Here is a 22,498-nt window from a genome sequence, read left to right as displayed (position 1 = left end):
TGGTGGAGAAGAACCATGAGCGATCCGATTCTCGCCGCGCCGACCGACAATGGCGTGCCGGTCAGCCTGCGCTCCAGCCGCGGGCTCGGCTGGCGCGGCTTCGGCGCGTCGCTGCTGGAGATTCGCGCGGGTACGTACCGGATTCCGGCGGCCGATCATCACCGCATCGGCGTGCATATCGGCTCGCCCGTGCGCGCTGATTGCGTGTGCGATGGCCAGCGCGTGTCGCGCATCCAGGCGCACGGCGACATCGACGTGATTCCCGCCGGCCTGCCGGGCCAATGGACGGACAGCGCCGACTGCCGGATCCTGCACGTCATGCTCAGCGACACGTTCGTGCGGCGCACGTTCGAGCAACTCGAGCTGAAGCCGTCGCAGGCGCAGATCCGCCGGCGGCTGCAGGTGCGCGATCCGCGCCTGCAACACATCGCATGGGCAATGGCCGCCGAACTCGAGGCGGAAGACGCGTCCGACCCGCTCTATGCGGAGAGCCTGTGCACGGCGCTCGTCGCGCGACTGGTCGATGGCCAGCCCGTGTTCCGCGAGCGCCGGCGGACGCTCGCGCCGAAGGCGGCGGCGCGCGTGATCGACTATGTCGAGGCCAACCTCGAACGCCGCATGACGCTTGCCGAGCTTGCGGCGCTCGTGTCGATCAGCGTGCCGCATTTCAAGGTGCTGTTTCGCGAGACGCTCGGGATGCCGGTGCATCAGTACGTGGTGCGGCGCCGGGTCGAGCGTGCGAAGGCGTTGCTGCTCGAAGGCCGGCTCAGCATCAGCCAGATCGCGCTCGAAGCCGGGTTCGCCCATCAGAGCCATATGGCGAACTGGATGAGTCGCGTGCTGGGCGCGACGCCGACGGAGGTCGCGCGGTCCGGGGCGCGGGGCGGGCTCCGGCTGGCTTATGACGGCGAGGACGATGCGTCGGCGTCGGATCGATAGCCGCTGACGAACCGGTGGGCCGTGCGATCCGTGTGCGGCCCCGCATCCCGTCATCCTTTCCTGTTCGCATCATCCGCGCCTGCGCGCCTTCCCGTTCGCGCACGCCGACAATCACTGCACCTTCATCCTCCAGGAGCGGATCGTGTTCGTGATTTTCGGAGCATCAGGCAACGTCGGCTCGTCGACCGTGACGACCCTGCGCCACGCAGGCCATCCCGTGCGCGCCGTGCTGCGCGACGCACGCCATCGCGAACGTTTCGCGCAACTCGGCTGCGAAGTGGCGATCGCCGACCTGACGGATGCAGGTGCGATCGCCACGGCGATCGACGGCGCGCAAGCCGTGCAGATGCTGTGTCCGGTGCCCGTCGCCGACGGCGACCCGGCCGCGACGATGGCGCGCACGCTCGACGTCGTGACCGGCGCACTCGCCGCGAATCCGCCGCCGGCGTTGCTCGCGCTGTCGGACTATGGCGCGGAACTTGCCGGCAACACGGGCATCACGCGGTCGTTTCATCTGCTGGAAGAGAGGTTGAAGACGGTCCCGACCCGGCTGACGCTGTTGCGCTCGGCAGAACATCTGCAGAACTGGACTCGCGTGTTGCCGGTCGCGCTTGCAACCGGCGTGCTGCCGAGTTTTCACCATCCGGTCGACAAGGTGTTTCCGACGGTATGGGCGCCCGACGTGGGCGTCGCGGCGGCGCGGCTGCTGCTCGATGCCGCAGAGACCGGCAATGGGCCGCGCATCGTCAGCATCGAGGGCCCGCGGCGCGTGAGCGTGCGAGACATCGCGGAGACGCTCGGCGCAGCCGCGGACCGCGAGATCGTCGCGCGCGAACTGCCGCGCGACGCATGGACCGCGACGCTGCTGCGCGCGGGCCTTAGTGAGCGACATGCGCAACTGATCGTCGATCTGTACGACGTGCACAACGCGGGGCAGATCGACGTCGAGGCTGGTGTGTCGGAGCGCGTGTATGGCACGACGACACCGGAGGAGGCGCTCGCTGCGCTGGTGCGGGTGCACGCAGCGCGGGCGTGACGCAGGTGGCCGGCGCCTCCGACGCTATTCCACGCTATCCATCTGGTCCCATTGTGCAAGAAGATCACCCGGAATCGCGTTGACCACCTCGACGTAGCGTTTGCCAACGAACTGTTCGGCCCGCTTCAGCAATACCGGGATCGGGCTGCTTGGTTCGTTCGTTTCGAACCACCGGCGCGCCGTATTGATCAGAGCCAGCGCCTCGTGGCGGGTCATCGGCACCGGTTCGATGCAAGGAGCAGCATGCGGTGCGTTTGCGCCCGAGTTCAATTCGTTATCCGGAGAAATTGACGTGAATTCTCCGTCGGGCTGCACACCGTCTCGATTCTGGCCGTCAATGTCATCAACGAAAACATGTTCGACGTCCGAAGTTGCCTCGACGTGCGTGCCCGCGACATTCAACAGTTGAAGCAATCGAATCAATGGCGAAAGGTCGGGCAGATACGTGTCGAGATGAGTCGCTCCCCAGATGTCGATCGCGGCAAGATTCGAGATCGTTTCATCGAACGCGTTCATCATGTCCGGCTGTTGCGCCCGCAGATCACGCAACTGCTGGATGACTGAATCCGGTGCGAGCGCATCCGCCGAACGCGGATGGGCGAAAGCGCGTTCGACATCCCGCATCTGCAGGCGCGTGGCGGTCGACTTCATCAGCACGATCTCCCGGACGTCGGCAAGCAATCCGTCGGGATCCGTCATCGCCTGCAGGGCATTCATTCGCATTTCCAGCGCGGCGCCGCGATCATCGTCCGTGCTTGCCTGGGGGTGAACGCTGTCGGGAAATGCCTGCAGCCATGCAGCGAGCAGCCCCGTTCCCTCCGCCAATCCCGACGGACCGCCGAGGCGCGTGCGACAACGGGCGTAGAGCACCGCGACACGGATATCCTTCGTGCGCAGCATCAGCCGTCGGCAGTTGCGCTCGAGCTCGCTCCAGTTGAGCGGTTCAGGCGATCCGACAAACGCGCCGTACTGCACATCCGGCCTGGATGCCGCGTCAGCGAAAAGCACCACGAAATCGTGGTCATACTCGAGATCCGAGCCGCACGGTGCGTCGTCGCTTACCGGCAACAGCCAGTCGAAGTGCGTGGCGTCGATCGCGGAGGGGCGGCTCGGCTTCGCGGGGGTGGGCGATTGCTTCTTGCTCATGGTCGGTCGGTTCCAGGGCTTGTCGGGCGGCGATCGAAATGACGCGCGTAACGTTCGGGTTCGAACCGCATGCCGGTAATGGGTTTGCGCTGGTCCGGGCGGCCGAGCCATCCGGACCAGCCCATGCGTTGTTGGCCGCCCATCACCGCCGGTGGCGCACTCTCCGGCTTGATACGCAACTCGAGTTCCCATTCCAGTTCGTAGCCGACGAACGCCCGCACCCATTCGACGAGCTGTGGCAGATCCTCGCCTTGAGGCGTGAAGCGCAGATAGGCGTCCAGATCGAGCGGGCCGATGATGATTCGAAAGCGGTGCTGACGGTCTGGCGCGACACGTCCGAGCATGGCGCCTTGTCCCATCGTCGCGGCAGCACCCGGGCGGCCCATTCGGCCGCAGTCGGCCGGGTCGATTTCGATCCAGTGGAACACGTTCTCTTCAACCGCGACCGGCACGCCGAAGTAGTGCTCGAGCGTCGCGCGCAGGCCGTCGGGATTGCGCGATTCGCGTACGAGATGCGCCGCGGCGGCGAGGCGCGCGTGCGAGGGCAACGGGCGCCTGGAAATCTCGCCGATGTCCAGTCCCGCGAGGCTCGCGATGTAGAACGAAAATCGCTCGTTTTGCGTTCGATCGAGTCCGGCGGCTGATTGAGCCGACGCCCACGCGCGATAGAACAGCGTGAAGTAGCGATGATGGAAGATGTCGAAAAAATCGACGGTCGTCGTGTCGCGCCGGCTCTCTTGGCGATCCTTCGCGATTTCGGTGAAGTGGATCGGGAGCGGACCATGGGGACCGAGCATCCCGAGACTGAAAAGTCGCACCTTCAACCGCCCCGCGGATTGTTCCGCGCTTGCGACTTCTCGCGGGGCAAAGGCGAGGCTCGGTTGCTGGCCAAGCCGTAATGGTTCCGAGCCTGGCCGGCGTGCCGTGCCGATCGGATCGATGGCGGGGTTCGCGCCGATGCGGCGCAAGAGCGACAGAAACCCGAACCGCCAGGGCTCGGCCTGCAAGCGTTCGAGCTGCTCAGGCGACAGCATGCTGTGGCGAAGCTGCGCGGGCAGCGTGGCGCGCTTCATCACAGCACTCCGCGTGTGCCCGTGCGCACCGGCCAGCGTGCGATGCGACCTCGCTGCATCGAATGCAGTTCGGTTTGCGTGAAGCTGTTGATCGATACGTGCCGCGCGAGCCAATGTTCGAGGACCACACCGAACAGGTAAGGGCTCACGCCCGAGAAGTCCGTCTCGTCGACGGTCAGTGTGCACTCGATACCGCGCCCGAATGTCATCGGACCGATTCCCGGCAGCTTGCGGGTCACGGGGCGCGTCCTTACGCCGACGAGGCTTTCGACTTGCCGGCCTTGTCCGGAATCGCCGTCCGCGACGTACAGGCGGAGCAGATCGCGCAGCCCTTGCCCCCCTTCACGGTGATCGAAATCGTCGAGTGGCAGGTAGTTGAAATTGAGCTGGCGGATCAGGCGCCATGCCATTTCCCGCTCCGCGTGGGGCGGTAGCGGAGGGCTGGGCGCGCGGATGAGGCCAATGCTCGCGACCGGCGCGGATTCGGCCGTGTCCAGGTCGTCGATACCGTTGCGTGGCACGAGCGTAGCCAGATCGCGATTTGTCAGCAGTGCATCGACCGACAGGTAGCGGATGTTTTCGTTATAGGGGGCCTCGTTTTGATCGACGAGGGAGAGAAACACTTCCGTGCCGATGTAAGGCGTGCGTGTACCGTAACGACGAGCCGAATCGGACACGAGGCGTCGCTCGCGCCGCGCGGAGAAGTAGCGACCGTGATTGCCTTCGTCGTTGTTCAGCGTTTGGTAGAGCGGGCGGAAAGTGAGTTCGGCGGACGTCGAGGCCACGCGGCCGTACACGGCCTCCACCGAAAACACCTCGTAGTCGAGCGGTGCGAGCCGTGCCGGCACCAGGTGAAACTCGGTTTCTCGCGGCGTGATCTCGATCCGGTCGGTATGCTTGCTGAACAAGTTGATGACGGGTGTGCAGAACAGCGCGAAGCGTGAAGCGTCCACGAGGTTTGCCAGTTGAGCCGGCGAGCGGTCGAGCAACACGACGATCTCGACTTCGCGGCCGTGCACCGCCGAAAAGCCTTCGGCGAGCCCGTTCAGCGCAAAGAACCAGAATCGGGCCGGGCACGCGAAATACTCGTGCAACAGGTTATGCCCATGGAACTTCGTCCAGGTGAGCGGCAGCAGGTTCTGGTCGGTGCGCAGCCCTTCATGCTCGACTGCGTTACGTGTCACCGCTGCGAGCGGACGCCCCGGGATGCCGAACTCGCCGGGCGCGCCGATCACGGACGCGACGGCACCGGCATGCAGCAATTCGAACAGGTGGGATGCAACCTGCTCGTCACCGGCAAGGTAGACGGGAAGTCGATCGAGCCCCTTCAGGTCGGAAATTCGCACGTCACCGGTCGTTGCCAGGCGTAGCCGCAATGCGCCGCGCACCTGCGTATCGGGCGGCACGTAGCGCTCGAGGCCGGCGATGTCCGGCGGAACACCCGTCAAGCGGGCCTCGGTGATCGTCAGCGGCCAGAGCGTCACGTCCTGCCCGCTCGTGAATCGGCACGCCGTTCTTTCGCCATCGGGAACGCGGGCCGTAAAGGCGGTGCCGCGCGCAATCCGATATCCGTTGGCAAGGCTGCCCTCCGTGCCCCCGGGATGCAGGCGTGCAACGGCAATCGACGGCGTGGGCGCGACGTAATTCGGGTAAACGACTTCAAGCAACCGTTCGGTAAAGCGCGGGAATTCCGCATCGAGCTTGAGCTGCATGCGAGCGGCCATGAAGCTGAACGACTCGATCAGGCGCTCGACGTAGGGATCCGCCACTTCACCGGCCTGCATACCGAGACGGCGGGCGATCTTCGGATGTGCATGCGCGAATTCGGTCGCGAGTTCGCGCATGTAGATGAGTTCCTGGTTGTAGTAGTCGAGCAGTCGCGGGTCCATCGGAACGGTCTCGTAGTCGTTGTGGCGTGGGGTGCTTAACCCGTGCGCATGCCGGTAATGCGGATCTCGCTGGTCTCGAGATCCAGCGAACTCTGCACCATGAATTCGAGTGGGTACGGATCCATGTGGATCAGCCCGCGAACCTCGAACGCGAGGACGTTGTGATGCTCGCTGGCGTCGCCGCTGCCGGTGCGGGGAGAGACCACAAGGGAATCCGGAATCAGCCGCGGTTCGAAATCGGTGATGGCCCGCCGGATCGTCTGCTCGACGTCGTTCCAATGACGTGACGCGATGAAGGCGCCCGCAAGGGGCGGCACGCCGAAGTTCAAGGTCGACGCAGCGACGTGCGGATGACGGCTCCGATCGATCTGATCCTCGATGCTCGTTGTGTTCAGCAGGTACGCGAGATCGCGCTGAACGATGTCGCGCATCTGTTTGCGGGTGACCGTGTATTCCTCCGGCGCTTCGGTGCTTCGGTGCGGTGCATCGTCACGCAGGCGGTCGAGCAAGGTCGGCATCAAATGCGTATTGGCGCGCCGTGGCGTGCGGACGGCGAGCGAGTCGGTGGCCCTAGGCACTTTCCTGTTCTCACTCATTGATCGGCTCTTCGACCGAGGCGCTGCTTCCGAGACCTGTGCCGAACTCCGCGGTTGCCAGTTCGAACAGTCCGAAGTCACCTCGATCCGTTGACCAGGTCTTTTGGCCAAGCGCCGTGACACCGGTTCGGCTGTGCTCCCGCCAGGTCGTTTCGCGCCCGATGCGAACGGCGTCGCTGCCAATCTCCGAACCGTGATATCGAGCCGGCATGAAGCCGTGAGCGATGGCGCCATCGCCAAGCGTGAACGTACACGGCGCCCAAACCAGATCGACGACCTTCGTCGGCGGCGACACTTGCCACGACGCCAGATCGGCGAACGGAATCCAGCGATAGTGCCCGGCCACGATGATTTCGCACACGGGGCCGAAACGGGAATCGCTATCGACGATCCAGGCTGCCGAGCCCTGCGGGATACGCACAGCGACGGTCGGAGCGGCATCGAAGGCCGCTTCGCGCGCGTCGTCGGCTGCGGCGATCCGTCCCGAGGCGGCCAGGTGCAGTGCGTTCAACAATCCGTCGATCCACGCCGGCTGCTCGAATACGAAGCCTGGCTGCGCGAGCCCCTCGATCACCTGCTTGCGCCGGCATTCGGCACGGATCAGGTCGCGATAGACCTGCGCGGTTGCAGTGTGTGTCGGTTCGAGCATGGCCCATGTCTGCAACTGCTGGATTGCCCGGGGCCATTCACCCATGACGCACAACAACTGAAACAGTGCCCACCGATGAGACGCGATGGTCGGCTGCGCGCGCAGGCGCGCGGACACTTGTTCGATCTGCTCGCTGAGTGGGATCTTGTCCAGACGAGCGAGTGGGGGCGGGCAGGAAGCGGTAAGCCGGGTCAATCTTCATCCTTGCGCAAGGGCGCGGACAGCGGGCTGTCCATAGTCAACACGTGGTGTTCGCGCCGTGTGAGCGCGGGGGGATGCTGCACGGCCTCCGCTCGAAAATCGGAAGGCGCGAACAGATGCAGGATCTCGGGAACGGGTTCGTCTTCTGGCAAGGAGGCGCTGTGCTCATCCAGTCGCTCGAATACGTCCTCGAGCGTGCGATCGCCAAGCAGCATCGCTTCGATCGAATCATGATCGCGACGGGGATCCAGACAGCCCTGCGAATCGGGCGCGGACGTGCGCGTGATCGGCTCCGCCTCTCCTGCAGTTGACGCCCATTCCACGGTAACCGACGCGTGGGGATCGGCCAGCGCGCGCCAATACTGCGCGTGCAACGTATCGATCAGCGCGTCGGTGCTGTCGGGCGCGCCAATGGAAGTGTGAGACGAAGGATCCGAACGTCGCGCGCCGCGCTCCAGGCCGCCGATCCCGAGCTGGCCGAGCAGGTCGTCGGCATACGGTGACGCGAGTGAATCGTCTGCTGGCACGGTGGCTGCAGCAGCAACGGCGTGGCCGGATCGCGCATGACTGTTGCCACGCGGCAGCCCGGTGTGCGAGACATCCGATTGGCGACGCCACGGCAGACGAAAGGAACGCATCTGGAAGTCCAATGACGAGAAGTCCCCAATTTAACCACGAGTTTCAGCCGGTTGTTTATTGAGATAAAAATAAGCGTGATGACGGGCTTTGTGCGAATGTTTTTTGAGATGAAATTTGAAATGTAAAACAAAGTCACAAAATGAATTTAATGCCTTTGCAATCAAAAAATTATCGATTTCTTGATAAGTGTTAATTCTCGAGAAAAATGAATTTATCTCAAAATAACAACGACTTGTGCGCGGTTGTTTGGGGTGATTGGTTGGGCCCGCAGTCGAGCATCGACCTGAAGTTGTGTGTGGGGTGATGGGGATTTGCGAAAAATAGATTTGGAGGTGTTCTTGGAAAATATTGCTGATTTTTCGCATTGACGGAAGTTGCAATTCGTGCCGATAATGCGCCTTCTATTTGATTGGCCGATTGAATTGAATAGAGAGGGGCGTGTCAGTATTTCCGGAGGTCGTCCGGAAGAAAGTCTGTATAGCAGTCCTGAGAGATGCTGCATGGTGCTTGGAACCATTGCGGCCAACAACAAAGATCATCATGACCATTTCTCGCCAAGCGCTATTCGGTAAGCTCGGGGTCCAGCTTTACCGAGGTATCGAGTCAGCAACGAATTTCTGCAAGCTGCGCGGGAATCCGTTCGTCGAGCTCGCTCACTGGCTGCACCAGTTGTTGCAACAACCGGACGGCGATCTTCAACGGATCGTGCGTCACGCCGCGATCGATCGCGATGGGCTCGAGCGCGATCTCGCTCGGGCACTGGCCGCCTTGCCCGCCGGCGCGAGCTCGATCAACGACTTTTCGTGGCATATCGAATCGGCGATCGAGCGTGCCTGGGTGCTCGCGACGCTCGAATACGGCGATCGCCGCGTGCGCGGCGCGTGGCTGATCGCGGCACTCGTGTCCACACCCGAACTGCGGCGCGTCATGCTTGAGATCTCTCCGGCGTTCGGCAAAATCCCGGTCGGTGATGTCGACGACGTTCTGCCAGCCTGGATAGCCGGCTCGCCGGAAGCGGACGACGGCCCGTATGACCATAGCGAATATTTGCCTGCCACGCCGGGCGAAGCGTCCGGTGCGATGCCGGCCACGCCGAAGGGCGGCACACTCGATCAGTACTGCGCGGATCTGACGGCGCGTGCGCGTGCCGGCGAGATCGACCCGGTCATCGGGCGCGAACTCGAGATTCGCACGATGATCGACGTGTTGCTGCGCCGTAGACAAAACAATCCGTTGGTGACCGGTGAAGCCGGAGTCGGCAAGACGGCCGTGGTGGAGGGGCTCGCGCGTGCGATCGCATCGGGCAACGTGCCGCCGAAGCTTGCGGATGTGCGTCTGCTGAGCCTCGATGTCGGCGCGTTGCTGGCGGGCGCCAGCATGAAGGGGGAATTCGAGGCACGACTGAAGGCGTTACTCGAAGCGGCCGTGAAGTCGCCGGTGCCGGTCATCCTGTTCATCGACGAAATCCACACGCTGATCGGCGCGGGCGGCCAGGCCGGCACGGGCGACGCCGCCAACCTCCTGAAGCCGGCGCTGGCGCGCGGCACGCTGCGCACGATTGGCGCGACGACCTGGGCCGAGTACAAGCGGCATATCGAGAAAGATCCCGCATTGACGCGACGCTTTCAGGTGCTCCAGGTCGCGGAGCCGTCCGAGGCCGCTGCCGTCGACATGGTGCGGGGGCTCGTGCAAACGTTTTCGGCGCATCACGGCGTCGTGGTGCGTGACGAGGCGATTCGCGGTGCAGTGACGTTGTCTCACCGTTACATCCCGTCGCGGCAATTGCCGGACAAGGCGATCAGCTTGCTCGACACCGCGTGCGCACGCGTGGCGCTGTCTCAGCATGCCACGCCGAGAGAGCTCGACGATGTACGTCAACGGCTTGCTGCCGTCCGCACGGAAGAGGCGCTACTCGCGCAGGAAGCTCGTATCGGGCTGGGCGTAGGCAAGGCGTTGGAAAGCGTGTGCGAACGCATCGCCGCGCTCGCAGCGGACGAGGCTGCGGTCGAGGTCCGCTGGCGTGAACAGACGGCGGCCGCGCAGGCATTGCTTGCCGCACGTGAAACCGTGCGTGGCGATATGGCGCACGAACCGGTATCGGGCGAAGAGCTCCGCGAACTCGAACAGGCGTTGCTGACGCTGCAGGGCGATGCGCCGCTCGTGTTTCCGGAGGTCGATGCGGCAATCGTCGCGGAGATTGTTTCCGACTGGACGGGTATCCCTGCCGGCCGCATGGTCACGGACGAACTCGACGCAGTGCGTCGGTTGTCGGAAACGCTGGAGGCGCGCGTGGTCGGTCAGACCGACGCGCTGCGCCTGATCGGCGAACGCGTGCAGACCGCACGAGCCGGCCTGATCGATCCGAAAAAGCCGCTGGGCGTGTTCCTGCTCGCGGGCCCATCGGGCGTCGGCAAGACTGAAACCGCGCTGGCGCTGGCCGAGGCCCTGTACGGTGGCGAGCAAAACCTGATCACGGTCAACATGAGCGAGTATCAGGAAGCGCACACCGTTTCGGGGCTAAAGGGGGCGCCGCCGGGCTACGTCGGATATGGCGAGGGTGGCGTGCTGACCGAAGCAGTGCGCCGCCGTCCGTATTCGGTCGTCCTGCTCGACGAGGTCGAAAAGGCCCATGGCGATGTGCACGAAATGTTCTTCCAGGTGTTCGACAAGGGCTACATGGAAGACGGCGACGGCCGCCATGTCGATTTCCGCAACACGACGATCCTGCTGACGAGCAATGTCGGCGCGGACTTGAGCGCGAGCCTGTGTGCCGATCCCGCGCTCGCACCGGACCAGGACGGCTTGCGGCAGGCGCTTGCTCCCGAGTTGCTGAAAACTTTCCCGGCGGCCTTCGTCGGCCGTGTGACGGTGGTGCCATACCGGCCGTTGGCCGACGACGCGCTCGCTCGCATCGTGCGCTTGCACCTGGGGCGCGTCGTGAAACGGATGTCCGACGCTCACGACATCGCGCTCACGTTCGACGATGCGGTGGTCGGCTACATCGTCGGTCGCTGTCTCGTTCAGGAAACCGGTGCACGCGTCCTTATCGGTTTCATCGAACAACACATCCTGCCGCGCCTGTCGGCGCTCTGGCTCGATGCCTTCGCGTCGAAAGGTGAGCTCGCGCGCATTGCGGTCGGTGTTGCCGACCCGGCCGCCGATCCCGCGCAGGCGCTGACCTTCGATGCAATGCCTTCTCGCTTGGACGAGCCGCTTGGCTAAGCGCCGTCCATTTCCCACCGTTCAGGAGAACCTGTCCATGTCCGCTTCCAGCAGTTCGCAGAAATTCATTGCGCGCAATCGTGCGCCGCGCGTGCAGATCGAGTACGACGTCGAGGTTTACGGCTCGGAGAAGAAGGTCGAGCTGCCTTTCGTCATGGGTGTGCTGGCCGACTTGTCGGGCAAGCATCCGGTCGAGCCGCTTCCGGCGGTGTCCGACCGGCGATTCCTCGAAATCGACATCGACAACTTCGATGAGCGGATGAAGGCCATTCGGCCGCGCGTCGCATTTGCCGTGCCGAATACGCTCACGGGCGAAGGCCAGATGATGGTCGACATGACCTTCGAGAGCATGGAGGACTTTTCCCCGGCCGCCATCGCACGCAAGGTCGAACCGCTCCGCCAGTTGCTGGAGGCTCGTACGCAATTGGCGAACCTGCAAACCTACATGGACGGCAAGTCGGGTGCCGAAGCGCTCGTGACGCAGTTGCTGCAGGATCCGGCGCTCCTGAAATCGCTGGCTGCTGCGCCGAAGCCCGAGCATCACGAAGCGGGTGCCGTCGACCAGAACGAAGCCAATTGACCGACGAACCGATCGAGGATGACCACCATGGCGAAGCAACACGCACAGGCCGCGCAAACGCAGACGGCCACTCAATCCGACTTCACGCAATTGCTGGAAAAGGAATTCCGTCCGAAGACCGACCAGGCCCGCGAGGCGGTTGAATCCGCGGTCCAGACACTCGCCGAGCAGGCGCTTGCGCAGACCGCGACCATCAGCGACGACGCCTACAAGAGCATCGCGGCGATCATTGCGCAGATCGACCACAAGCTTTCCGAGCAGATCAATCTGATCCTGCACCACGACGATTACCAGGCGCTGGAATCGGCTTGGCGCGGCTTGAACCACCTCGTGTCGAATACGGAAACCGACGAGCATCTCAAGATTCGCGTCCTGGACGTCTCGAAGACCGAGCTGCACCGTACGATGCGTCGGTACAAGGGATTGGCGTGGGATCAAAGCCCGCTCTTCAAGCAGATCTATGAACAGGAATACGGCCAGCTCGGCGGCGAGCCGTACGGCTGCATCGTCGCCGACTACTATTTCGACCATACGCCGCCCGACGTCGATCTGCTGGGTTCGATCGCAAAGGTCGCCGCAGCATCTCACACGCCTTTCATCACGGGGGCCGGCCCGTCGGTGCTCCAGATGGAGTCGTGGCAGGAGCTGGCGAACCCGCGCGACCTGACGAAGATTTTCACGCAGAACCTCGAATATGCGGCGTGGAATTCGCTGCGCAATACCGAAGACGCTCGTTATGTCGGGCTGACGATGCCGCGCTTCCTCGCACGGCTGCCATATGGCGCCAAGACCAATCCGGTCGACGAATTCGATTTCGAAGAAGACACCAACGGCTCGGATCACAGCCGCTACGGCTGGGCGAACGCGGCATACGCAATGGGCGTCAACATCAACCGTTCGTTCAAGCAGTACGGCTGGTGCTCGCTGATTCGCGGCGTCGAGTCGGGCGGTACGGTCGAGGGCCTGCCGTGCCATACGTTCCCGACCGACGACGGCGGCGTCGACATGAAATGTCCGACCGAGATCGCGATCTCGGATCGGCGCGAGGCCGAGCTGTCCAAGAACGGTTTCATTCCGCTCGTGCATCGCAAGAACACCGATCACGCGACCTTCATCGGCGCGCAGTCGTTGCAGAAGCCGGCCGAGTATCACGATCCGGACGCGACCGCCAACGCGAACCTGTCGGCCCGCCTGCCGTATCTGTTTGCCTGCTCGCGCTTCGCGCACTACCTGAAGTGCATCGTGCGCGACAAGATCGGCGCGTTCAAGGAGCGCGAGGACATGCAGCGCTGGCTGAACGAGTGGGTCATGCACTATGTCGACGCGGATCCCGCCAACTCGTCGCAGGACACCAAGGCGCGCCGACCGCTCGCCGCGGCGGAAGTCCTCGTCGAAGACGTCGAGGGCAACCCGGGCTATTACCAGGCGAAATTCTTCCTGCGTCCGCACTTTCAGCTCGAAGGGCTGACGGTCTCGCTGCGGCTCGTGACGAAGCTTCCGTCAATCAAGGAAGCGGCGTAAGCGGAAGATAACCCATCCCATCGGGCCGGACATTCAAGCGTTTCATTTTGTGGTGAACGGCCTTTTTCTACTCACGTAAGTAAAGGAGTACTACGTATGGCGCAGGACATTTTTCTGAAGATCGATGGTATCAACGGTGAATCGCTCGACGACAAGCACAAGGACGAGATCGAAGTCCTGAACTGGGATTGGGAAATCACCCAGGAATCGACGATGCATGCCGGAAGCGGCGGCGGCGCGGGCAAGGCGACGGTCAAGGATCTGACGTTCGAACACAACATCGATCGCGCGAGCCCGAACCTGATGAAGTACGCGCTGACCGGCAAGCATATCGATCAGGCGACGCTCGTGATGCGCAAGGCCGGTGGCAACCCGCTCGAGTACCTGAAGATCACGATGAGCGACGTCATCGTCACACGCGTGAAGCCGTCCGGCAGCAAAAGCGACGCAGAGAAGAGTCGTGAGACGGTCGCGTTGTCGTTCGCGAAAGTGAAGCAGGAATACGTCGTGCAGAACGCGCAAGGCGGCAGCGGCGGCGCGGTGACGGCCGGCTTCGACATCAAGGGCAACAAGGAAGCGTAAGTCGGCGAGGTGTTGCGTGTGCGCATGGGTGTCTCGGCGCACGCGCAGCGCCTTTTTGCTGCATTCGAGGTGAAATCAGCATGCGTTCGATCCTGACTGCCGCCGCGCTCGCCAGCGTCGTGATTCTTGCGGCCTGTGCGAGCGGCGAACCGAAGCCCAAAGAGCCGGTTCGGTTTGACCTGACGGTCAACGCGCGACCGGACGTCAACCCCGACGATCGCGGTCGGGCCGCGCCGATCGTCGTTCGCATCTATGAACTGAAGAACGACATCGCGTTCGGCACAGCCGACTTTTTCACGCTGCAGACGCAGGAAAAGACGGTATTGGGCGATGACGTCGTGAAGCGTGACGAACTGCAGCTGCGTCCGGGCGAGCACAAGAAGATCGTTCGGTATTCCGGTGCGGATACGACGGCCATCGGCGTGATCGCGGCTTATCGGGATCTTCCCAATTCGGTCTGGCGAGTCGTTTACACGATACCGACTGGTCCCGACAAGGCGTGGTATCGCTTTTTCACACCAAAACTGAAGTTGGACATTGCTCTCGACGCCAAGGCAGTCAGCGTGCGAGAGACGGGGAAGAAATAAAAGCATGAGCAATCTCAATTTGAAATCGGAACTGACAGTCACCGACATCATCGGACACGCTGTTATCTGGATCCTTCTTTCGATTGTCACGTTCGGTCTCGCATTGTTCGTCTATCCGTACTACCTGTACCGATTCGTGATCAGTCGAACGGTCGCCGTCAATTCAGACGGCAAGGTAGTGGGAAGGCTCGAGTGCACGATGGATCTGGCGACGATGATCGGAAAGATCGTGATCTGGACGCTGATCTCGATCGTCACGCTGGGCATCGGTTACTTCGTCTTTTTGTACAAGATCCTCGCGCACTGCATGAACCATACGCGAATGGTCAGCAACTGATCGATCTCATGGCGCGTATTTGAGTGGATGGCATAAAAATGCAGGCGCTTCGCGCAGCCAGGTCCGAGTTGGACCTGGCGGCCAGACATGATGGGTATGGCCCATCTTTCGCACGGACAATCGGACAACACGTATGAGTTGGTATGCCAAGGTTGCCTGGCAGGAGGGGCTGTTTTTCCGTCCACAACTGTTCCAGCAACAGGATCGCTATTTCGAGAAATACGCGCATATGCGTGCGACCCCGTTGTCGCCGTTCTTTTTCGGCTTCGCGAGCTATGCGCTCGACCTGGAGTCGCTGGCGCTCGGGAAGGTGATCGTCAAAACGGCCGCCGGCGTGTTCGCCGACGGCACGCCGTTCGATGCGCCGGGCAATACACCTCCGCCGCCTCCGTTGACGATTCGGCCCGAACACCTCGATCAGGTGATCTATCTCGCGGTGCCGGTCCGGCTGCCGAACTGTGAAGAAACGACGTTCGAGAACAGCGCGGATTCCCTGGCGCGCTACCTGGTGTTCGATACGGAATTGCGCGACACGAATTCGATCGGTCTTGCCCCCGAGGCCGTGCAACTGTCGAATCTGCGCCTGCGCCTGATGCCGGAAAAGGAGCTGGGCGATGCGTGGATCGGCCTCGCACTCACGCGTGTCAAGACGATCCGCGCGGACGGCAGTATCGAGCTCGACGACACGCTTGTGCCACCTGTATCCGGTTATGGCGCGAGCGACCTCCTCGCAAGCTGGGTGACGAAAATCCACGATCTCGCGCATCTGCGTGCGAATGCGCTCGCTGAACGGCTCGCCGGCACGGACGAGACGACAGCGAGCGCGGCGACGGTTACGGATTACCTGCTGCTGCAGATCCTGAACCGCTACGAGCCGTTGCTGCAGCACTTGCTGCGGGTGCCGACCGTACCGCCGGCCGATGTTTATGCGCTGCTGATCAGCATGGCGGGCGAACTGTCGACGCATCTGCGCACGGATACGCGTCGGCCGCTCGACACACATCCGCCTTATCAGCACACGACGCCGCATCTGTGTCTGAAGCCGGTCGTCGACGATACGCACCGGCTGCTGAACGCCGTGCTGGTGCGCAGCGCGCAGAGCATTGCATTCGAAGATCGAGGCCACGGGATGCGCAACGCGGTGGTCGATCCGGTCGATATGCAGGGCTTTACCGCGTTGGTGCTCGCCGTTCACGCGGCGATGCCGCCTGACGTGCTGAAGCAGCAATTCCTGGCGCAGGCGAAGGCCGGGCCGTCGGAAAGGTTGCCGAGCCTTGTCCGCAGTCACTTGCCGGGTATCGGTTTGCAGGCGCTGCCGGTGCCACCGCGGCAGATCCCGTTCAACGCGGGCTACATCTATTACGAGTTGACGCAAGGCGGGCCGCTTTGGGAGGAAGTCGTGCGTCACGGCGGTATCGCGTTGCACGTGGCGGGTGAGTTCCCGTCGTTGAGATTGGAGTTGTGGGGCGTGCGCGCATAAGCGTGACGGATTCGAAGCGGCTGGATTGCTATCGACAGTCGATGGCTCGATCGATTCAATGGAGATGTCGGGATGGCTTTGTTTGACTCACCACGGACGCTGTCGGTTAGCGGCGCGGCCATGCCGACGTACGGTGATCGTCCGATCCTCACGCCGGTGAAGCTGACCGGCGGCGAAGCCGTTGGCGAGTTGTTCGAGTACACACTCGAGCTAAAAACCCCGGACGAACTCGCGTTCTCGCAAACCATCGCCGCGAATATCGATCTCGACAAGCTGATCGGCACCGAGCTGACCGTCACGATTCAACTCGAGGGTGTCGGTCATTTCATTCGCGGCCTTGCAGGCAACGCTGGAATGGCGAACATCGGCGCGGGCACGCGCGAGATCACCGGAATCGTCTCGCGCGCATCCATCCTGCGAGAAGACGGTCGATCGATCGTGTACGCGGTCACGCTTCGACCGTGGCTCTGGTTGGCGACGAAGAACTGCGATTGCCGGATCTTCCAGGACATGTCCGTGATCGAGATCACCGACGCGGTGCTCTCGACGTACCTGTTTCCGGTCGATAAGCGGCTGACGCCGCCGCGTCCGAACAACGTCTGGCCCAAGCGGGACATCCAGCGCCAGCACCACGAAAGCGACTGGACGTTCCTGCAGCGGTTGTGGGAGGAGTGGGGCATCTTCTACTTCTTCGAGCATGCCGACGGCAAGCATCGTCTGGTCTTGTGCGATGCGATCGCCGCGCTCAAGCCGCACGGCGAAGCCTACGCGACGATCCGCTATGAAGCCCCCGACAGCCGGCGTGTCGACGAGGAGCATATTCACGCGTTGTCGATCTCGAATGCGTTGACGACCGGTGCAGTCACGAGTGTCGATTACGACTACACGCGACCGCGCGCCGATCTGACGGTTGGGCGAGAGGATCCGCGCGATACGGGGCTCGCTCATCAGGAGCATTACACGTGGGGCGACTATGCGCAGCCGCAGGCGGGTATGGGAGGTCTGTCGGCCGCGCCCAATGAGCCGCGGACCGAAGCGGAATACCTGACGCTCGTGCAGATGCAGGCGTATCGCTGCCAGGGGCTCAGGGCTTCCGGGCAGGGCAATCTGCGCGGACTGGTCGTCGGCCAGACCTTTGTGCTGTCGCACTATCCGCAGAACGCCGCCAACCGGGAGTATGCGGTCATCGGCTGCAAGCTGACCATCGAAGAGGTTGGCGAGGCATCGGGTTCCGGTCAGCGTTACCACTGCGAAGCGGACTTCGTGCTGCAGCCGACCCATGAGCCGTTTCGGTTGCCGCGCACGATCGCGAAGCCGCGCATTACCGGCGTCGAATATGCCGTTGTGACATGTCCGGAGAACCAGGAAATCTGGACGGACGCATACGGTCGGGTGAAGTTGCAATTCCTGTGGGATCGGCTCGGCGACAACGATGAACGTTCGTGCTGCTGGGTACGTGTTGCCGGTGCGTGGCATGGCGATCAGTTCGGCGGCATCTTCCTGCCGCGTCGCGGCCACGAGGTCGAGGTTGCATTCGCGAATGGTGATCCGGACTTGCCGATCATCGTCGGTAGTGCGGTGAATGCGTTCAACATGCCGCCGTTTGCATTGCCGGAGAACCAGACGCTTGCCGGTTTTCGTAGCAAGGAGATCGGTGCTCGGCGGGCGAATACGCTGGCTTTCGACGATACGAACGGAAAGATTCAGGCGCACCTGTCGAGTGACGAAGGCGCGTCGCAGTTGAATTTGGGGTACATCACGCGTATTGCGGGGAATGCGGGGCGGCAAGAGGAACGTGGTCGCGGCTTTGAGCTTGCGACCGGTTTGTGGGGGGTGGTCCGTTCGGCGTTGGGAATGTTGGTCACCACCGAGGCACGGTCGGATGCGGAGGGCCATGTCAAAGGGATGGGCGAAACCGTCCAGCGGCTTGTAGAAGCGCGTGACACGCACGAACGACTCGCACAACTGGCTCAGCAGAACCACGCGCAGGAGGCGAATAGTGATCAGAGTGAGGTCACAACCGCGTTGAATGCACAGAATGATGCAATCCGGGGCGGAGCCAAATCAGGCAGTGACCCGTTTCCAGAGTTTGCTGAGCCACACCTTACGCTTGCCAGTCCAGCTGGTATTCAAGCTACAACAGCGGGTAGCACGCATATCGCAAGCGGCGAGCATCTCGCGCTGACGACGGGTGAGCATCTCGGCATTGCCACCGGACGCTCACTGTTTGCAACTATCAAGGAAAAATTGCGGATTTTCGTCTACGACGCCGGAATCAAGCTGATTGCCGGCGCAGGTTCAATTGACATTGAATCGCTCAAGGACACCATTAACCTGATGGCAAAAATCCGGATCAGGCAGACCGCGACCAAGATCGAAATCTGGGCTGAAGAGGAACTATCGCTGCGCGGCGGGAAGAGTTTCATCACGCTCAATAACTCGGGCATTACCAACGGCACGCCCGGGCAGTGGCAATCCTACGCGGCAATTCACGAGATGCCGGGGCCGCGAAGCGCGTCTGAGGGTATACCTGCCGCTGAACTCAAGGTTTGCGAAATGAGTATGGTCAAGGCGGCAGTCAAGCACGCGGCGATCGTGCCGCTCTCCTGAGGGACACATGCAAAGCCGCACACTTAACGATGCGATGTCGGTCAGTACTCATCTGCTGGCTGATCGCCTCCTCGTCCGGGACTGGAGGGGTGATTTGCCTTGGCACGACATCGTGCCCGACTGGCTTGAAAATGAACGCCATTTGCTCCCGGTAGTGCTTCGCCTCGATCAGCTTGACGATAGTCAGCGTGAAGAGATTACGCAGTCTCTGGTGGTCGCTCCCCCTGAGATTGCATCAGCGATGTTGATTTGCAGCGATTTGAGCGCCGAGGCGCAAGCACGTCAGTTGGCGGGGAAAGTCACTGTGACGCTCGATGATGATTCGCGTGTTCTGCTGCGCTTTGCAGACCCCGCCGTATTTCTCCATCTGTTGTGGGTATTGCCGCTTCCGCATCTTGCCGCTCTCTGTGACGGTATAAGCCGCTGGTGGGTGCCTTTCCACGGCCTATGGCATGAGCTCGAGTTCACTAGCCGACCGGAGGTCGAATGGAGCAAGCTCGACGAGGCTCAGTCGATTGCGTTGACCAACGTCGGACTGGTCAACGGCACACTCGCGACAATGCCCGAGGTCACTGAGATGAAGCAGCTGTGGCGCTTCAGTCAGGAGATCAATCAATGGTTATGTACCGCGCAGAGTGAGTTTGGCCTTATGGACGCATCGGATTGCATGGCCTTTGCGCGACACGGCTGCCTCCTCGGTCGGAGCTTCACCAGCCATCCGAAATTGGCGCCGCACCTTCGAGTTGCTGCGGCGACACCGGGAGCCTATGCCCAGGCGACTGAGTTGTTTCCAGAAAATGAGTGGAGCAATGTAATCGCAGACATTGAACGGATTGATCGAGAACGGGAGGTATCGTGACCAACGCAAGTTCTTCTTTAACTGCACTGGCCAGGGCGAAGGCGGCTGCGCTCGACGATTGCGAGTTTTGCGAGAAAAAGGGGTTAGCGATCCTCCCGGTTCGAGCGGCAATCATGCACCCGGATTCAGGTGGACCAATGCTGCCGGCCGATCTGCTACCTGCTGACGGCGATGGGGGAAAGAAGATTCCACTGAGAGGGTCAGCCGCCTATACGGGTCGGACATTACGCAACGGTTTTCTGTACGTGTACGACGAACGAGGGATGTGGGAGAAGTACTGGATCACGCCGCTCGGATATCTGATGAAGGTTCCGGTTGGTGTGCCATTGAACGGTGCTTACGTGGAGGGCCGAGAACCATGTAACAAGACGGGGCACCGTGAAATTGCAGCGTGCATTACCGTAAAAGAACCAAAAAGCGCTGGAAGGATATGGGTCGGCTATTCCGTTGCCGAATGGACGCCACGGGTGCTTCAACTCAATCAGGACGAGGCGTATCGAAGCCGCCATATGCGCGTATTCGATGTGAAGAAGTGGATGGAAAGTCGCAAGGCGCCGCACGCGCGAAGTTTGGATAACGTGGCGTCGATCGTGGCGGAGTATTCGATGAAGTCAAAGGTTGAAACCTTCGCGTTTTCGCCTTATGGGTTCAACTCGCGAGCATCGACAACAGATGGGCTGTTACACGCCGCCACGTCATTGGGGCCGAAACCCGGGGCCGTGCTGATTATCGACGATCCCGCCGGGATCGCGGCGGAAATCGGCGCCAGAGCCATCGAGCTTCACGGCGGATTCATGGCCGTTGCCGATCGTTCCCGAAAATTGAGCGTCTCCACCGCAATTCTGAGTCTCCAGGCTGCTGTCACTGATCGTGCGGAAATGAATGAGATCGCCGCAGGTGACGAATTGGAGCAAGACGGGCATTACGTACCGGATGGGGTCGGGCGCATGATCTACGTGGCAAATCCCCCGAAGCTTCCCGATGCCACACCGGCGGACTTGAGTCGTGTTTCGTCGAAATCGTGGAAGAAGTATGAGGTCGATTACGACGAACCTGCTCGAGCGCAGTGGCAAAACGAATTCAACCAGGAATATGGCCGGTTCAGCGAACGGACATTGCATCCGTTGGCGGTGTCTCACGTTCAGTGGATGACAAGTAGCCAGATGCGGAACCATCTGGATTGCACACACGATAGCGCTTCCGCGGAAGTCGGGCTCGTCTATGCTCGTGTTCTCACCGCATGTATCCAGGGCACGGAGCAATTCAAGCCTTGCGCGCGGTTATACGAGCGCTGGTTGAACGGCGTGATCTCCGATGACAAGAATCTGGTGCTTCGCGGCATTGTCCTGAATCTTGAGAGCAACAAGAAAATATTTTCGGAAAGCCTCAAGCCAGATGTCATGTGGAAAACAGTCGGCTGGGACAGTCTGATGCTGGCGTTCAACAACTCCATTAAGCGCGTAGCCGAGCATGCCCCCGAAGTGATAGGGAAGTTATTGGCATCGCTTGGCGGGTCGATCACCCAGGCATTGCAAAGCGCAGTAGATGGGCCGGTCCGACATGCCCTCGTCGCGTGCGGTGTTGTCAGCGGCCGGCCGGTTGTGCCCGTCGAGTTGACCGGCTCGTATAAGGCATATCGAGCATCGCTTATTCGCCAACTACTGAAATCTTCCGGTATCAAGAAGGCCAGCGAAAACGCCATCCAGCGAGAAGTGTCGCTCGCATTGCGTCGCCTTCAGATTCGAGGAGAGCCGATGAGCACGGTTGTCAGGTCGAAATTTCTTGTGATGATCGATGAAGAGGCGATCAAAGGCATGCCGAAAGGGCTGAGCAAGAGTGAGCAGGCCAAATGGCTTGCGAATTCGCTTCATTCCGCAGAGGAGATCGAACGGTTGAATCTGTCCGCATGGCGGGAGCGGATCAATGTGCCGCAAAGGGTGGCAACGGCAGGCAAGGCAATACCGTTTATCGGCAACATGCTGGCGGGGCTTTTCCAGTGGGCTGCCTATCAGAAGGTATCGATAGATCTGGCCGGTTCGATGAAGGGCGACAAGCTAGAGAGTCAGTTCAGATTAGGTAGTGCTGTGATCGCGTTGGGCTCCACCGTGGTGGACACCATAGCCAAAGCTGCTGGCAATTTGGTCGAGACGACTTTGTTGAAGGGGAGGGCGGCGGTGTTGGGGATGGCAGAGATTTGGCTGGGGGCTGCGTCGAAGGTGCTGGGGATTTTGGCTGCTGGAATAAATGCATTTTGGGATCTTAAAAATTCCGTTGAAGCATATCGGCACAAGAATTTCGCGCTAGCTGGGACGCTTGTTGTATCGGCAGTCGCAGGAGTCGGAGCGGCATTTCTAATTTCGGCAGGTTCCGTTCTTTGGGCGGTCGCAGCAATTTTTATTTTTATCGGCGCGGGGGTGTTTTCTACTTTTCTTCAGGACGACAAGATTGATAAATGGCTGAAGCGTTGTTGCTGGGGCATCCTGGATGCGAAGGACCGTTATCAAAACTTGGAAGCGGAGATGAGTGATTTGGCTGTCGTGACTGGGGGGTGA

At 61.5% G+C, this 22,498-nt stretch carries 18 protein-coding genes; 12 read left to right on the top strand and 6 right to left on the bottom strand.

Translation table 11 applies throughout. The features are described 5' to 3' along the window. Positions 1–15 precede the first annotated feature (15 nt). Together WS46_RS29160 and WS46_RS29155 are read left to right on the top strand one after the other, a co-directional pair. Complete coding sequence (locus WS46_RS29160; RefSeq protein ID WP_059692598.1) at positions 16–939, top strand: AraC family transcriptional regulator; 924 nt, start codon at positions 16–18, stop codon at positions 937–939. A gap of 142 nt (positions 940–1,081) precedes the next feature. Next, positions 1,082–1,975 (top strand): NAD(P)H-binding protein, encoded by an 894-nt coding sequence (locus WS46_RS29155; RefSeq protein ID WP_059692596.1) that lies wholly within the window; start codon positions 1,082–1,084, stop codon positions 1,973–1,975. A gap of 24 nt (positions 1,976–1,999) precedes the next feature. Here WS46_RS29155 and WS46_RS29150 read toward each other — a convergent pair whose 3' ends face one another. From WS46_RS29150 to WS46_RS29125, 6 genes are read right to left on the bottom strand one after another with little or no spacing between them, the layout of a single operon-like run. Continuing rightward, a complete protein-coding gene (locus tag WS46_RS29150) occupies positions 2,000–3,121 on the bottom strand; it encodes an ImpA family type VI secretion system protein (RefSeq protein WP_059692593.1) in 1,122 nt (373 codons plus the stop codon). Next, positions 3,118–4,194 carry a type VI secretion system baseplate subunit TssG gene (gene tssG / locus WS46_RS29145; protein WP_059692591.1) on the bottom strand — a complete coding sequence of 359 codons (1,077 nt, stop codon included), beginning with the start codon at positions 4,192–4,194 and terminating at the stop codon, positions 3,118–3,120. The genes WS46_RS29150 and tssG overlap by 4 nt, the downstream gene beginning before the upstream one ends. Then, entirely contained in the window at positions 4,194–6,083 is a 1,890-nt protein-coding gene (gene tssF / locus WS46_RS29140; protein WP_059692588.1) for a type VI secretion system baseplate subunit TssF, read from the bottom strand. Before tssF ends, tssG begins: the two co-directional genes overlap by 1 nt. 35 nt (positions 6,084–6,118) lie before the next feature. Beyond that, the gene (gene tssE, locus WS46_RS29135) at positions 6,119–6,679 is read right to left on the bottom strand and encodes a type VI secretion system baseplate subunit TssE (RefSeq protein ID WP_059692586.1); all 561 of its coding nucleotides are present in this window, start codon (positions 6,677–6,679) and stop codon (positions 6,119–6,121) included. Beyond that, complete coding sequence (locus tag WS46_RS29130; RefSeq protein ID WP_059692584.1) at positions 6,672–7,523, bottom strand: type VI secretion system accessory protein TagJ; 852 nt, start codon at positions 7,521–7,523, stop codon at positions 6,672–6,674. The genes tssE and WS46_RS29130 overlap by 8 nt, the downstream gene beginning before the upstream one ends. Further along, positions 7,520–8,167 (bottom strand): TagK domain-containing protein, encoded by a 648-nt coding sequence (locus WS46_RS29125; RefSeq protein WP_063892216.1) that lies wholly within the window; start codon positions 8,165–8,167, stop codon positions 7,520–7,522. The genes WS46_RS29130 and WS46_RS29125 overlap by 4 nt, the downstream gene beginning before the upstream one ends. A 541-nt stretch (positions 8,168–8,708) precedes the next feature. Between WS46_RS29125 and tssH the strand changes: the two genes are divergently transcribed. The 10 genes from tssH (at position 8,709) to WS46_RS29075 (ending at position 22,498) form a co-directional block, all read left to right on the top strand. Continuing rightward, on the top strand, positions 8,709–11,390 hold the full coding sequence (gene tssH / locus WS46_RS29120; RefSeq protein ID WP_059692581.1) for a type VI secretion system ATPase TssH: 2,682 nt from the start codon (positions 8,709–8,711) through the stop codon (positions 11,388–11,390). 37 nt (positions 11,391–11,427) lie between these two features. Then, positions 11,428–11,970, top strand: a complete 543-nt coding sequence (tssB, locus tag WS46_RS29115) for a type VI secretion system contractile sheath small subunit (protein ID WP_059447500.1) — start codon at positions 11,428–11,430, stop codon at positions 11,968–11,970. Between the two features lie 27 nt (positions 11,971–11,997). Further along, positions 11,998–13,491, top strand: coding sequence for a type VI secretion system contractile sheath large subunit (gene tssC, locus WS46_RS29110; protein ID WP_059447501.1), 1,494 nt, complete (start codon positions 11,998–12,000; stop codon positions 13,489–13,491). Between the two features lie 96 nt (positions 13,492–13,587). After that, complete coding sequence (locus WS46_RS29105) at positions 13,588–14,073, top strand: type VI secretion system tube protein Hcp (RefSeq protein ID WP_059447502.1); 486 nt, start codon at positions 13,588–13,590, stop codon at positions 14,071–14,073. 80 nt (positions 14,074–14,153) lie between these two features. Then, the gene (gene tssJ / locus WS46_RS29100) at positions 14,154–14,660 is read left to right on the top strand and encodes a type VI secretion system lipoprotein TssJ (protein ID WP_059692580.1); all 507 of its coding nucleotides are present in this window, start codon (positions 14,154–14,156) and stop codon (positions 14,658–14,660) included. A gap of 4 nt (positions 14,661–14,664) precedes the next feature. Beyond that, complete coding sequence (locus WS46_RS29095) at positions 14,665–14,997, top strand: DUF6693 family protein (RefSeq protein ID WP_059692579.1); 333 nt, start codon at positions 14,665–14,667, stop codon at positions 14,995–14,997. 133 nt (positions 14,998–15,130) lie between these two features. Next, complete coding sequence (tssK, locus tag WS46_RS29090) at positions 15,131–16,477, top strand: type VI secretion system baseplate subunit TssK (protein WP_059692578.1); 1,347 nt, start codon at positions 15,131–15,133, stop codon at positions 16,475–16,477. 72 nt (positions 16,478–16,549) lie between these two features. After that, complete coding sequence (locus WS46_RS29085; protein WP_059692577.1) at positions 16,550–19,087, top strand: type VI secretion system Vgr family protein; 2,538 nt, start codon at positions 16,550–16,552, stop codon at positions 19,085–19,087. A 7-nt stretch (positions 19,088–19,094) separates the two neighbouring features. Continuing rightward, positions 19,095–19,946: a DUF4123 domain-containing protein gene (locus tag WS46_RS29080; protein WP_059692576.1), complete on the top strand. Its 852-nt coding sequence runs from the start codon at positions 19,095–19,097 to the stop codon at positions 19,944–19,946. Next, positions 19,943–22,498 carry a T6SS effector BTH_I2691 family protein gene (locus WS46_RS29075; RefSeq protein WP_059692575.1) on the top strand — a complete coding sequence of 852 codons (2,556 nt, stop codon included), beginning with the start codon at positions 19,943–19,945 and terminating at the stop codon, positions 22,496–22,498. The genes WS46_RS29080 and WS46_RS29075 overlap by 4 nt, the downstream gene beginning before the upstream one ends.

The organism is Burkholderia sp. RF4-BP95, assembly GCF_001521985.1.
Taxonomy (GTDB): domain Bacteria; phylum Pseudomonadota; class Gammaproteobacteria; order Burkholderiales; family Burkholderiaceae; genus Burkholderia; species Burkholderia diffusa.
This window is presented reverse-complemented; position numbering and strand designations above follow the sequence as displayed.

Excerpts from the sequence above, each read along its gene's own strand:
- WS46_RS29160 (WP_059692598.1), top strand. The coding sequence starts at position 16 with ATGAGCGATCCGATTCTCGCCGCGCCGACCGACAATGGCGTGCCGGTC.
- WS46_RS29150 (WP_059692593.1), bottom strand. The coding sequence starts at position 3,121 with ATGAGCAAGAAGCAATCGCCCACCCCCGCGAAGCCGAGCCGCCCCTCC.
- tssG (WP_059692591.1), bottom strand. The coding sequence starts at position 4,194 with ATGAAGCGCGCCACGCTGCCCGCGCAGCTTCGCCACAGCATGCTGTCG.
- tssF (WP_059692588.1), bottom strand. The coding sequence starts at position 6,083 with ATGGACCCGCGACTGCTCGACTACTACAACCAGGAACTCATCTACATG.
- tssE (WP_059692586.1), bottom strand. The coding sequence starts at position 6,679 with ATGAGTGAGAACAGGAAAGTGCCTAGGGCCACCGACTCGCTCGCCGTC.
- WS46_RS29125 (WP_063892216.1), bottom strand. The coding sequence starts at position 8,167 with ATGCGTTCCTTTCGTCTGCCGTGGCGTCGCCAATCGGATGTCTCGCAC.
- tssH (WP_059692581.1), top strand. The coding sequence starts at position 8,709 with ATGACCATTTCTCGCCAAGCGCTATTCGGTAAGCTCGGGGTCCAGCTT.
- tssB (WP_059447500.1), top strand. The coding sequence starts at position 11,428 with ATGTCCGCTTCCAGCAGTTCGCAGAAATTCATTGCGCGCAATCGTGCG.
- tssC (WP_059447501.1), top strand. The coding sequence starts at position 11,998 with ATGGCGAAGCAACACGCACAGGCCGCGCAAACGCAGACGGCCACTCAA.
- WS46_RS29105 (WP_059447502.1), top strand. The coding sequence starts at position 13,588 with ATGGCGCAGGACATTTTTCTGAAGATCGATGGTATCAACGGTGAATCG.
- tssJ (WP_059692580.1), top strand. The coding sequence starts at position 14,154 with ATGCGTTCGATCCTGACTGCCGCCGCGCTCGCCAGCGTCGTGATTCTT.
- WS46_RS29095 (WP_059692579.1), top strand. The coding sequence starts at position 14,665 with ATGAGCAATCTCAATTTGAAATCGGAACTGACAGTCACCGACATCATC.
- tssK (WP_059692578.1), top strand. The coding sequence starts at position 15,131 with ATGAGTTGGTATGCCAAGGTTGCCTGGCAGGAGGGGCTGTTTTTCCGT.
- WS46_RS29085 (WP_059692577.1), top strand. The coding sequence starts at position 16,550 with ATGGCTTTGTTTGACTCACCACGGACGCTGTCGGTTAGCGGCGCGGCC.
- WS46_RS29080 (WP_059692576.1), top strand. The coding sequence starts at position 19,095 with ATGCAAAGCCGCACACTTAACGATGCGATGTCGGTCAGTACTCATCTG.